Genomic DNA, 12,434 nt, shown 5'->3' on the forward strand with positions numbered 1-12,434 from the left:
CTTTCTATAGACCGCACTACAGCGCCGCGCATTCATATTTGAAAGCGCAAAGGACGCCGTAGCATATGGAATAAATGCACGTGCGGTATCGTTAAAATGCGTCGGTTTGAACGATACGGTACATGCATGGGACCTCAACCCGATGGGACGCATGATGTCATTTCCGCACCGCCACCTGCTCGGAATCAAGGGGCTTTCGGAGCCGGACATCCACTATTTGCTGGATCAGGCGGACGAGGCGGTCAAAATCTCGCGCCAGCGCGAAAAAAAGACCTCGACCCTGCGCGGCCTCACCCAGATCAATCTGTTCTTTGAATCCTCGACCCGGACGCAAGCCTCGTTTGAGCTGGCCGGCAAACGGCTTGGCGCGGATGTGATGAACATGTCGGTCGCCAATTCCAGCGTCAAGAAGGGCGAAACCCTGGTCGATACGGCCATGACGCTCAACGCCATGCGGCCGGATGTACTGGTTGTGCGTCATTCGTCGGCCGGTGCGGTGGCGCTGTTGTCGCAGAAGGTCGGCTGCCCGGTGATCAACGCGGGCGACGGTGCCCACGAACACCCGACACAGGCGCTGCTTGACGCGCTAACCATCCGCCGCGCCAAGGGCAAGGTCGGACGGCTGATCGTCGCCATCTGCGGTGATGTGCTGCATTCCCGCGTTGCCCGCTCGAACATCCTGCTGCTCAATGCGCTTGGCGCGCGGGTTCGTGTGGTCGCCCCCTCAACGCTTCTTCCCTCAGGGATCGCCGACATGGGCGTGGAAGTGTTCCAGCGCATGGAGGACGGACTGAAGGATGCGGATGTGGTAATGATGCTCCGCCTGCAGCGTGAGCGCATGGCCGGATCCTTCGTGCCATCGGTGCGCGAATATTTCCGCTATTTCGGTCTTGATGCCGACAAGCTGAAATCTGCCAAGGAAGATGCACTCGTGATGCACCCCGGGCCGATGAATCGCGGCGTTGAAATCGCATCTGATATTGCCGACGGGCCGCAGAGCGTGATCGAGCAGCAGGTCGAGATGGGGGTCGCAGTGCGAATGGCCGTCATGGAGACGCTGATGCTGCACGGGGAGCTTGCCCGATGAACGCTCGCCTGCTGAAAAATGTCAGGATTGTCGATCCCTCAACCAATATGGATGAGATCGGCGACATCATCATTATTGACGGCAAGATCGCGGCCTGCGGTGCGAGTGCTTCCGGGTTCAACGCGCCAGCGGATACCGAAATCGAGGATTGCACCGGACTGATCGCCATTCCCGGACTGGTCGATGCCTGTGTGCACATTGGCGAACCAGGCGCCGAGCACCGCGAGACCATCGCGTCCGCCAGCCGGGCGGCCGCCAAGGGCGGCGTCACCTCTATCATCATGATGCCCGACACCGATCCGGTGATCGATGACGTGGCGCTGGTTGATTTTGTCCAGAGACTGGCGCGCGATGAAGCGATTGTCCGCGTCCACCCGGCTGCGGCGCTGACCAAGGGCCTCGACGGCGACGAGATGACCGAATTCGGCCTGCTTCTGGAAGCGGGCGCCGTCATGCTCAGCAACGGACGCCATACAGTTGACAATCCCGCCGTGATGCGGCGCGCCATGACCTATGCGCGTGACTTTGGCGCCGTGATCGCGGTGGCGACGCAAGACCGTCGGCTGGGCGGCGCCGGCGTCATGAACGAAGGCCTGTTTGCAAGCTGGCTCGGATTGCCGGGCATTCCGCGCGAGGCCGAAATCATCCCGCTCGAACGCGATCTGCGGCTCGCAGCCCTGACCCGTGCGCGCTATCACGCGATGAGCATCTCTGTACCTGAGTCCGCCGATATCATTCGCGCCGCCAAGGCACGAGGGCTTGATGTGACGGCCGGAATTTCGATCAATCACCTCACACTCAACGAGACCGATATCGGCGAATACCGCACGTTCTTCCGGCTGTCGCCGCCTCTGCGGACCGAGGATGATCGCAGCGCCATGGTCGCAGCCCTTGCCGATGGCGCGATCGACATCATCGTTTCAGCTCATGATCCGCAGGATGTCGACACCAAGCGCTTGCCCTTCGCGGACGCCGAAAACGGTGCGATCGGGCTTGAAACCCTGTTGTCAGCAGCACTGAGGCTTTATCATTCGGGCGATGTTCCGCTGATGCGGCTCATTGATGCGCTTTCGACGCGTCCGGCGCAAATCCTTGGTCTCGATGCGGGAACGCTGAAGCCCGGCGCACGCGCGGATATCGCTCTCGTCGACCCTGATTATCCTTGGGTTCTGTCCAAGGACGATATTGCCTCGAAGTCCAAAAACAGTGCTTTTGAGGACGCCCGGTTTACCGGCAAAGTATTGCAAACCATGGTTGCAGGTGTCACAGTTTATCAAACCTGACAGCGGTTATGATGCTGCTAGTGCCTGGTCGTGAGGGAGGAAAATCGCGTCGTGCCTGAAATGATCACCTGGACCCTTTCCGCTCCCCTGATGCTCGGGTCACTGCTTTTTGGCTATCTTTGCGGCTCGATCCCCTTCGGTCTGATCTTCACCCGCATGGCCGGGCTCGGGGATGTGCGGACGATCGGGTCTGGCAATATCGGCGCAACCAACGTGCTGCGCACCGGCAACAAGAAGCTTGCAGCTGCGACGCTGCTTGCCGACGCCCTGAAGGGTACAATCGCGGTTGTCGTCGCGCGTCAGTTCCTTGGCCTGGAAGCAGCACTGATTGCCGGGCTTGGCGCCTTTCTCGGACACCTCTATCCGGTATGGCTCAAATTCAAGGGCGGCAAGGGTGTTGCGACCTATCTCGGCGTGCTGCTGGGTCTGGCGCCGCTCATTGTTCTGGTGTTTGCCGCAGTCTGGCTCGGCATGGCCAAGATCTTCCGTTATTCCTCGCTAGCGGCTCTGGCTGCGGCGATCGTGGTGCCGATCTCACTTTATCTTTACGGGCGGCCCGAAGTGGCGTCGCTGTTTGTGGTGATGTCGCTGATCACCATCCTCAAACATCACCAGAACATCAGTCGACTGCTTTCAGGTACTGAAAGCAGGATCGGGGCCAAGGGCTGATGTCCGCCGGCGACGAAGGGAGACGCGGTGTCCCCCTTTCCGATCGCCAACGGCTCAACTGGCTGCGGCTGATCCGCTCCGACAATGTCGGTCCGGCAACCTTTCGCGACCTGATCAATCATTTCGGCTCGGCTGAAACCGCTATCGACCAATTGCCGGAATTGTCCCGGCGCGGCGGATCGGCCCGTTCGATCCGGGTCGCGAGCGTAGATGAAGCCGAGCGCGAACTCGAGGCCGCGCAGAAATTCGGCGCGGTCTTCATCGGCATCGGCGAGCCCGACTATCCACCAGCACTCAGACGCATCGACGGCGCACCGCCGCTGATTACGGCAATCGGCGATCTGGCACTTGCGACACGGGTTTCTGTAGGGATCGTCGGCGCGCGCAATGCATCGGTATCTGGCGCCAAGATGGCCGCGCGCATGGCGCGTGAACTGGGCACAGCCGGATATGTCATCGTCTCGGGCTTTGCACGCGGCATTGACGCAGCGGCACACCGGGCGAGCCTGGAGAGCGGCACCATCGCGGCCTTGGCCGGTGGTCTCGACCAACCCTATCCGCCAGAAAACAACGAACTCTACAAGGATATCTGCGCGGGCAACGGTCTTGCGATCAGCGAAATGCCAATGGGCTGGGAACCGCGGGCGCGGGATTTTCCGCGACGCAACCGGCTGATTGCTGGTATCGGTCTCGGGCTGGTCGTGATCGAGGCAGCCCAGCGCTCCGGCTCGCTGATAACCGCACGGCGCGCAGCCGATTTTGGCAGGCTTGTGTTTGCAGTTCCAGGATCGCCGCTTGATCCACGCGCTGCAGGGGCCAACGGGTTGCTCAAGGACGGCGCGATCGTAACCACCGAAAGCCGCGATGTGATCGATGCGCTGGCGCCCTCAAGCCGACTTTTTCCTGATGACGAGCCCTATCTAGAGGAACCCGACAGCGAGGACGGCGCACCATTCAATGAGCCGCATGATGACGAGCGCACCCGTGTGATCGAGGCTCTGGGCCCCTCGCCTGCCGAAATTGATGATATCATCCGGCACACCGGTGTTGCTGCGCAAACCGTCTACCTGGTGTTGATCGAGCTCGATCTGGCTGGACGGTTGCACCGCCATCCTGGCGGCATGGTGTCGCTGGCCTTTGACGGGGACTAGTTAGATCTCTCAACCCGGCTGATCGGCCTGCTGCCAGCCAGCACATCGCCGGCCTCGAGATAAGCCATTTCGATCAGATAGCACAGCATGTCGGCGTTTTCACTCCGGGCAACAATTCCCAACTCCCCCAGCATCTGCCTGACGTAAGTGATTTTCTGCTCGGATCGAGCTTTCTCCAAATTGCTTTGAGAGGGGTGGGTCGGCATCGTTGCTTCCTTGCATTCTCCCGCGCATATGCTCATTGCGCATGGTGCACAGATCAAGAAAACAAGATAACTCAGATATCTTAAATTGCAATACGGTTGCAATCGCGCAATGGTTGTATTCGGGTTGCGAAATGGCCGTAAATCGGAAGATGGGCTTGACCGCGCCGCATTCGATGTACATTTCGTGGGCCAAATCGGTACGGCGCGAATTCGCGCGGCATGCCGAATCCCATGGCCGAATGCGAGCAACTTATGAATGTAGTGGTAGTGGAATCGCCTGCGAAGGCAAAAACGATCAACAAATACCTTGGCAGCGGGTACAAAGTCCTGGCGTCTTTCGGCCACGTCCGTGACTTGCCAGCCAAGGATGGCTCGGTGCTTCCCGATGAAGACTTTGCCATGTCCTGGGAGGTCGACGCGGCTTCCAACAAGCGGCTCAAGGACATCACCGAAGCACTCAAGGGTGCTGATTCACTCATTCTGGCAACTGACCCGGATCGCGAAGGCGAGGCCATTTCCTGGCATGTGCTGGAAGTTCTGACAAAGAAGAAGGCGCTGAAGGACAAGACAGTCTCCCGCGTCGTCTTCAACGCGATCACCAAGAAATCCGTTCTCGACGCAATGGCGAACCCGCGCGAAATCGATACGCCACTGGTCGACGCCTATCTGGCGCGCCGGGCACTCGATTATCTGGTGGGCTTCAATCTGTCGCCGGTTCTGTGGCGCAAACTGCCGGGCGCGCGCTCGGCAGGCCGGGTTCAATCCGTGGCGCTCAGGCTGGTGTGCGACCGTGAAAGTGAGATTGAACGCTTCATCTCAGAGGAATACTGGCAGATCGCGGCTGATCTCAAGACCCCGCGCGGCGACGGCTTCACTGCCCGGCTGACATCGCATGACGGTGAGAAGATCACAAAGATGTCGGTCACCAACGGCGATCGCGCGACCAGCATCAAGGATATGCTCGAAGGCGCGTCCTTTGTCGCGGACAGCGTCGAGGCCAAGCCGACCCGGCGCAACCCTTCGCCGCCGTTCACCACGTCAACGCTGCAGCAGGCTGCCTCCTCCAAACTCGGTTTCAACGCCTCGCGCACCATGCAGGTTGCGCAGAAGCTTTATGAAGGCATCGACATCGGCGGCGAGACCGTGGGTCTGATCACCTATATGCGAACAGACGGCGTGCAGATGGCGCCCGAGGCGATCGATGAGGCCAGAGCCGCCATCGAAACACGCTTCGGCGCACGCTATGTGCCGGAGAAGGCGCGCATCTACTCGACGAAGGCGAAGAATGCGCAGGAGGCCCACGAGGCCATCCGCCCGACCGGTTTCGAACGCGCGCCCGATGACGTCAAACGCTATCTCGATGCCGATCAGCTCAGGCTTTATGACCTGATCTGGAAGCGCGCGACCGCCAGCCAGATGGCGTCCGCAGAGATCGAACGGACCACTGTCGACATCACTGCCTTCAAGGACGGCAAGACGGCAGGCCTTCGCGCAACCGGATCGGTAGTCCGCTTCGACGGCTTCATCGCCGCCTACACCGATGCCAAGGAAGATGGCGAGCAATCCGACGGCGACGATGACGATGCCCGGCTGCCCGAGATCAATGCGCAGGAAGCGCTGGCCAAGGAAAAGATCAACGCGACCCAGCATTTCACCGAACCTCCGCCGCGGTTTTCGGAAGCCTCGCTGATCAAGAAGATGGAAGAACTCGGCATCGGCCGGCCTTCGACCTATGCCTCGACGCTGGCGACATTGCGCGACCGCGAATATGTGCTCATCGAGAACCGCAGGCTGACACCCGAACCCAAGGGTCGTCTGGTCATCGCGTTCCTGGAGAACTTCTTCAACCGCTATGTCGAATTCGGCTTCACCGCTGATCTTGAAGAAAAGCTCGACCGGATTTCCGCAGGCGAGCTGGCCTGGAAGGACGTCTTGCGCGAATTCTGGACCGAGTTCCATCAGCATATCGACGACACCAAGGACCTTCGCGTCACGCAGGTGCTCGATGCACTCAACGAAGCGCTTGCGCCGCTGGTCTTCCCGGTGCGTGAGGACGGGTCAAATCCGCGGATCTGCCCCACCTGCGGCACCGGAAACCTGTCGCTCAAACTGGGCAAATACGGCGCCTTTGTCGGGTGTTCGAATTATCCGGACTGCAACTTCACCCGCCAGCTCTCCAACGATCAGAGCACTGAAGGCGATGCGGCACTGTCGAACGAGCCTAGGGATCTGGGCAAAGATCCGCACACGGAAGAGCCTATCACCCTGCGCACCGGGCGTTTCGGACCTTATGTCCAGCGCGGTGACGGCAAGGAGGCCAAGCGCGCCAGCCTGCCAAAGGGCTGGGCGGTCGATTCCATCGACCATGAAAAGGCCATGGCGCTTCTGAGCCTGCCGCGCGATGTCGGCCAGCATCCGGAATCCGGGAAAATGATTTCCGCTGGCCTCGGTCGTTACGGTCCATTCGTTCTGCATGATGGCACCTACGCCAATCTCGAGAGCGTCGAGGAAGTGTTCTCCATCGGCCTCAATCGCGCAGTGACCGTGATTGCTGAAAAGCAGGCCAAGGGCCCGGGCCGTGGACGCGGCACCCCGACGGCGCTGAAGAGTCTCGGCGATCACCCTGATGGCGGTGAGATCACCGTGCGCGATGGCAAGTACGGTCCTTACGTCAACTGGGGCAAGATCAACGCCACCCTGCCCAAGGACAAGGTGCCGGCTGAGGTCACTGTCGAGGAAGCGCTCGAAATGATCGCCGCCAAGGCTGCAACGTCGGGCAAGAAGACCAAGGCGCCGGCCAAGAAAGCCACCAAGGCCAAGGCAAAGCCGAAAGCAGCGGCCAAGAAGCCGGCTGCAGCCAAGAAACCCGCAGCCGCCAAGGCAAAGAAGGACTGAATTTGGGACATCCTCCCCGCAAACCAGGGACCAGAAAACCAACATCCGGCAAAGCCGATGGCAATCAGGGCGACACGCGCCCTGCTTTCCGCCGCGGTGACATGCCGGACAAGGAAACGATCCTGCGTTTCCTCAGCGAAAACCCTGACCGTGCATCAAAGCGAGATATCGCCAAGGCCTTCGGGATCAAGGGCGACACACGGGCCGAGCTGAAGGACATGCTCAAGGATCTCGAAGACGAAGGGATGATCGAGCGTGACCGGAAAATGCTGCGGCGGCCGGGCACTCTGCCTGCGGTCACGGTGCTCGAGATCACCATGCGCAACAGCGACGGCGATCTGATCGCCCGCCCGGCGGAATGGCTTGAGGATCATGGCGCAGCCCCCATGGTGACGGTGCGACAGTCCAACGCCGGCCGTGACCGCAGCAAATCCCGCGCTCCATCGACTGCGGCGAGCATCGGCGACAGGGTGCTGGCGCGGATCTTTGCGGCTCCGCATGACAAGGGCACAACCTACACCGCCCGGATCATGAAGATACTCGACCGGCGCGACGGGCTGATCCTCGGGGTCTTCAGGTCAACTGATGGCGGCGGTGGCCGGCTGATGCCGATCGAACGGCGTGGTGATGAATACACAATCGATCCCGATTTCATCGGAGACGCCAAGGACGGCGATCTGGTCGAGGCCGAGGCCGCGCGTCTGGGCCGCATGGGACTTCCGCGCGCCAAGGTTCACGCGGTGCTGGGCTCGGTCGAAGGCGAAAAAGCGATCTCTATGATCGCCATCCATTCGCACGGCATTCCGCACGTGTTTCCGGCAGAGGTGATCGAGGCCGCAGAAAACGCAAAGCCGGCGCCGGTTTCAGGCGGGCGTGAAGACTGGCGGCATATCCCGCTGGTCACGATCGATCCGCATGACGCCAAGGACCATGATGACGCGGTCTTTGCTGAAGAAGACCCCTCCCCGGACAATTTGGGCGGCGTCATCGTTACCGTCGCAATTGCCGATGTCTCCTGGTATGTGCGACCCGGATCTGCGCTCGACCGCGAAGCACTCAAGCGCGGTAACTCGGCCTATTTCCCCGACCGTGTCGTGCCGATGCTTCCCGAGCGGATTTCGAACGACCTTTGTTCCCTGCGCGAAGGCGAGGATCGCCCTGCGCTGGCGCTGCGGATGGTGTTTTCCGCAGAGGGGCGAAAGGTCGGTCATCGCTTCCACCGGGTCATGATCAAGAGTGCCGCCAAACTGTCCTATCAGCAGGCGCAGGCGGCGATTGACGGCAACCCCGACGACAAGTCCGGCCCGCTCATCGACGCTGTCCTCAAGCCTCTGTGGCATGCCTACAGCGTGCTCAAGCGGGAGCGGGACCGGCGTCAGCCACTTGATCTCGACATGCCGGAGCGCAAGATCCTGCTCACGCCTGAGGGCAAGGTCGACAAGGTGATCGTTCCCGAACGGCTCGATGCGCACCGGCTGATCGAAGAATTCATGATCCAGTCGAACGTTGCGGCTGCAGAAACGCTGGAAAAACGCCGGCAACCGCTGATCTACCGCGTCCATGACCAGCCATCGCTGGCAAAGCAGGAAGTGTTGCGCGAGTTCCTTGGTACACTGAACCTGTCGCTGGCCCGCGGTGCGGCCATCCGCGCCAATGCCTTCAACGGCATTCTGGCCAAGGCGGTTGGGGAACCCTATCAGGACATGGTCAACGAGATGGTTCTGCGCAGCCAGAGCCAGGCCATATATTCGCCTGAAAATATTGGTCACTTCGGTCTCAACCTGATGAAGTATGCGCACTTCACCTCACCAATCCGGCGCTACGCAGATCTGATCGTGCATCGCGCGCTTGTCGGCTCGCTGGGACTGGGCGAAGGTGGCATTACGCCCGCGGAAGAAGCTGCTCTGGAAAATATCGCCGCGGAGATCTCGACAACCGAGCGCCGCGCGATGGCTGCCGAACGCGAAACCGTTGACCGGCTGGTGGCGCACCATCTGGCCGGACGCCTCGGCGAAGCGTTTGACGGACGCATTTCCGGGGTTACGAAATCGGGACTCTTTGTCAGCCTGCCTCAATTTGGCGCAGATGGATTTATTCCTGTTTCAACATTGGGATTAGACTATTATCACTATGACGAGGCTCATCAGGCGTTAACCGGCGATAAAACTGGTCTGGGGTATCGTCTGGGGGATGGAGTGGAAGTCAAACTGGTCGAAGTGATCCCGCTGGCAGGCTCAATGCGCTTTGAGATGCTCAGCGAGGGGCAGAACATGCCCAAAGGCACGCGATCGTTTCACAAGTCAGGACGCAGCGGCCGAGGCGGCCCCAAGAAGCCTGGCACACGGCCACCTCGCGGACGGCGCTAAGACAGCAGTGAGCGAACAACGATCCGGCCGCACCCATTGCGACTGATCAGTATCAGGAGAACGCAAATGCTCGAATTTGGCGGCAACAAAGCCGAAGGCGCCCATCAGGAGACGCCAAGAAACATCTGGGGTGCAGTCAAGCGCGGCCTTCTCGGCCGCTGCCCCAATTGCGGCGAAGGCAAGCTGTTCAAGGCCTACATCAAGCCCGTGGATGCCTGTTCCGAGTGCGGCGAGGAAATGTTCCATCACCGCGCCGATGATTTCCCGGCCTATCTGGCGATCTTCGTTGTCGGCCACATTGTTGTTGCCGGGTTCATGGCCACCGACACCTGGCTGGTGCTTGAAAGCTGGCAGCATCTGATGATCTGGATCCCGGCCACGATTGTTCTCACCCTGGCGATGCTTCAGCCGATCAAGGGCGGGGTCATCGGACTGCAATGGGCGTTGCGTATGCATGGGTTCGGCGGTGAGTCGGAAGAGCCCTTGCTCGCCGAGCCCGCTTATGAGGATGCGCGATGAACGACAGCGTTGCCGCCAACACCGCACTCCTGACCGAGGATCATCAGGCCAGGACAAGCGAAAAGCGGCATCCGCCGCGGACCCCACGGGACGCGGCTTCGCTGATTCTCATGGACCGAAGCGGCAAGGTACCGCGCGCCCTTCTGGGCAAGCGTGGCAAGGGCCACGCCTTCATGCCCGACCTCTACGTGTTTCCCGGCGGCCGGCGCGACCCGGGCGATAACAGGGCACCGCTTGCGCATCCGTTGCGCGACGACGTCCTGGACAAGCTTCTGACCCGAACACAGGCCCGGTTTCATGGCCATGCCGCCCGCGGCCTGGCGGTTGCGGCGGCACGGGAAATGATGGAAGAGGCGCATCTTTCGCTCACACCATCCGAATATGCCGGTGCACTGTGCCCGGATGTCTCCAAGTTCCGTTTCCTTGCCCGCGCGATCACGCCTCCCGGCCAGTCCCGGAGGTTCGACACTCGATTCTTCGCCTGCTTTTGCGACGAGCTTGGACTTGAACCAACCGCGGTTCGCGACAGCGATGAGCTGCATGACCTGACATGGCTGCCGATTGATGCCCATGAAAGCCACCCGCTGCCACGCATTACCAGAGTGATTCTCTCAGATCTGGTGCAGGCGCTGGCAGAAGACCCATCTTTACCATTTGGCAAAGCCGTTCCGTTCTACTACTCCCGCAACGGACGATTCGTTCGCGAATTGATTTAAGGCGATCCCAATGGACAGTTCATCCTCCCGCTCCCCCGTGATCCGCGAGGATATTCACTGGCCAGCTCTGATCGCTGCTGTTGCGGCCATTACAGCGGTTGGTATCGCCATCGGGCTCGGACTGCCGCTGCTGTCGATCATCCTTGAAAAACGCGGCGTATCGTCGACCATGATCGGTCTGAACTCGGCGATGGCCGGTGTCGCCGCAATGGTCGCTGCCCCGCTCACAACCATGGTCGCGCAGCGCCTGACCGTGGTGAACACGATGGTGCTGGCGATCATCGCAGCATCTGCCAGCGCGCTGGGATTTTACTACGCCGAAGCACTGTGGATGTGGTTTCCGCTGCGGATCGTGTTCCATGGCGCCATAACCGTCCTGTTCGTTCTCTCCGAATTCTGGATCAACACCGCAGCCCCCCCGTCACGCCGAGGGCTTGTGCTTGGCATCTACGCCACGGTGCTGTCGCTCGGATTTGCCGCCGGGCCGCTGATCTTCTCGGTCATCGGCTCAGATGGCATCCTGCCCTTTGCCATCGGAGCAGGCATTATTCTGCTGGCAGCCATACCCATTCTCATGGCGCGCAAGGAAAACCCGGTGATCGATTCACAGCCGGACCTTCCATTCTTGCGTTACCTGTGGCTGGTTCCCACTGCCACCGCTGCCGTGTTCATTTTCGGGGCGGTTGAATCGGGAGGGCTGTCGCTGTTTCCGATCTATGCCAGCCGTACCGGCTTTACCGAATCACAAGGCGCCCTGCTCCTCGTAATGATGGGACTGGGCAACGTGTTGTTCCAGATCCCAGTCGGCCTGATCGCCGACCGGATGAAAGACAGGCGGCCACTGCTCTCGCTGTTTGCGATTATCGGACTGGTGGGTTCACTCGCCCTGCCCTTCCTGATCCACAACTGGCTGCTGACAGCCGCTATCCTGTTGTTCTGGGGCGGCAGCGTCGCAGGCCTCTATACGGTCGGCCTGGCGCATCTGGGCGACAAACTGCACGGCGCGGATCTCGCTTCGGCCAACGCAGCGTTTGTTTTCTGCTATGCGCTTGGCATGCTGGTGGGTCCGCAAACCATCGGCGTCTCGATGGATATGTTCGGCAATCACGGATTTGCCTGGGCGCTGGCGTTCTTTTTCGCGATTTATGTGGCCCTTACGTTGTTTCGTATAGTGCTACGTCCAAAACGGACTTGACTTTCCCGGCGGCTTTTGTAGTTTCCGCGCAAGTTTCGCCGTGGAGCCTTTTGTGCTGTCCGCGGCTTCATTTTTGAAGAAGGCAAGACACCATGGCCAAGGCGACCACAATCAAGATCAAGCTCCTGTCGACTGCAGACACCGGCTTTTTCTACGTCACGAAGAAGAACAGCCGTACATTCACCGACAAGATGGTGAAGACCAAGTACGACCCGATTGCAAAGAAGCACGTCGAATTCAAGGAAGCCAAGATCAAGTAATCTGGCTTGGTCACCTGCCCAAGGGCAGGTGTTCGACGGTAGACAAAAAAACCCGCCTCCTTCCGGAAGCGGGTTTTTTGTGTCGAG

At 60.2% G+C, this 12,434-nt stretch carries 11 protein-coding genes; 10 read left to right on the forward strand and 1 reads right to left on the reverse strand.

Going from position 1 to position 12,434, the window contains the following annotated elements; all coding sequences use genetic code 11:
* Positions 1-151: 151 nt before the first annotated feature.
* From WNZ14_RS15955 to dprA, 4 genes are read left to right on the forward strand one after another with little or no spacing between them, the layout of a single operon-like run.
* A complete protein-coding gene (locus WNZ14_RS15955; protein WP_342870254.1) occupies positions 152-1,087 on the forward strand; it encodes an aspartate carbamoyltransferase catalytic subunit in 936 nt (311 codons plus the stop codon).
* Positions 1,084-2,370, forward strand: coding sequence for a dihydroorotase (locus tag WNZ14_RS15960; protein ID WP_342869612.1), 1,287 nt, complete (start codon positions 1,084-1,086; stop codon positions 2,368-2,370). Before WNZ14_RS15955 ends, WNZ14_RS15960 begins: the two co-directional genes overlap by 4 nt.
* Before the next feature lie 60 nt (positions 2,371-2,430).
* Positions 2,431-3,039, forward strand: coding sequence for a glycerol-3-phosphate 1-O-acyltransferase PlsY (gene plsY, locus WNZ14_RS15965; protein WP_342870255.1), 609 nt, complete (start codon positions 2,431-2,433; stop codon positions 3,037-3,039).
* On the forward strand, positions 3,039-4,190 hold the full coding sequence (gene dprA, locus WNZ14_RS15970; protein ID WP_342869613.1) for a DNA-processing protein DprA: 1,152 nt from the start codon (positions 3,039-3,041) through the stop codon (positions 4,188-4,190). Before plsY ends, dprA begins: the two co-directional genes overlap by 1 nt.
* Here the strand turns inward: dprA and WNZ14_RS15975 are convergent.
* Positions 4,187-4,396, reverse strand: coding sequence for a hypothetical protein (locus tag WNZ14_RS15975; protein ID WP_342869614.1), 210 nt, complete (start codon positions 4,394-4,396; stop codon positions 4,187-4,189). The genes dprA and WNZ14_RS15975 overlap by 4 nt on opposite strands.
* A gap of 252 nt (positions 4,397-4,648) precedes the next feature.
* On the opposite strand from WNZ14_RS15975, the gene topA reads away from it, so the two are divergent.
* From topA to rpmG, 6 genes are all read left to right on the forward strand, one after another.
* Complete coding sequence (topA, locus tag WNZ14_RS15980; protein WP_342869615.1) at positions 4,649-7,291, forward strand: type I DNA topoisomerase; 2,643 nt, start codon at positions 4,649-4,651, stop codon at positions 7,289-7,291.
* Positions 7,288-9,657, forward strand: a complete 2,370-nt coding sequence (gene rnr / locus WNZ14_RS15985; protein WP_342870256.1) for a ribonuclease R — start codon at positions 7,288-7,290, stop codon at positions 9,655-9,657. The genes topA and rnr overlap by 4 nt, the downstream gene beginning before the upstream one ends.
* 66 nt (positions 9,658-9,723) lie before the next feature.
* Positions 9,724-10,176: a DUF983 domain-containing protein gene (locus WNZ14_RS15990; protein WP_342869616.1), complete on the forward strand. Its 453-nt coding sequence runs from the start codon at positions 9,724-9,726 to the stop codon at positions 10,174-10,176.
* A complete protein-coding gene (locus WNZ14_RS15995) occupies positions 10,173-10,892 on the forward strand; it encodes an NUDIX hydrolase (RefSeq protein WP_342869617.1) in 720 nt (239 codons plus the stop codon). Before WNZ14_RS15990 ends, WNZ14_RS15995 begins: the two co-directional genes overlap by 4 nt.
* Positions 10,893-10,902: 10 nt before the next feature.
* A complete protein-coding gene (locus tag WNZ14_RS16000) occupies positions 10,903-12,087 on the forward strand; it encodes an MFS transporter (RefSeq protein ID WP_342869618.1) in 1,185 nt (394 codons plus the stop codon).
* A 92-nt stretch (positions 12,088-12,179) separates the two neighbouring features.
* On the forward strand, positions 12,180-12,347 hold the full coding sequence (rpmG, locus tag WNZ14_RS16005) for a 50S ribosomal protein L33 (RefSeq protein ID WP_007197024.1): 168 nt from the start codon (positions 12,180-12,182) through the stop codon (positions 12,345-12,347).
* Positions 12,348-12,434: the final 87 nt, after the last annotated feature.

This window comes from Hoeflea sp. AS60 (genome assembly GCF_038900115.1).
GTDB lineage: Bacteria > Pseudomonadota > Alphaproteobacteria > Rhizobiales > Rhizobiaceae > Hoeflea.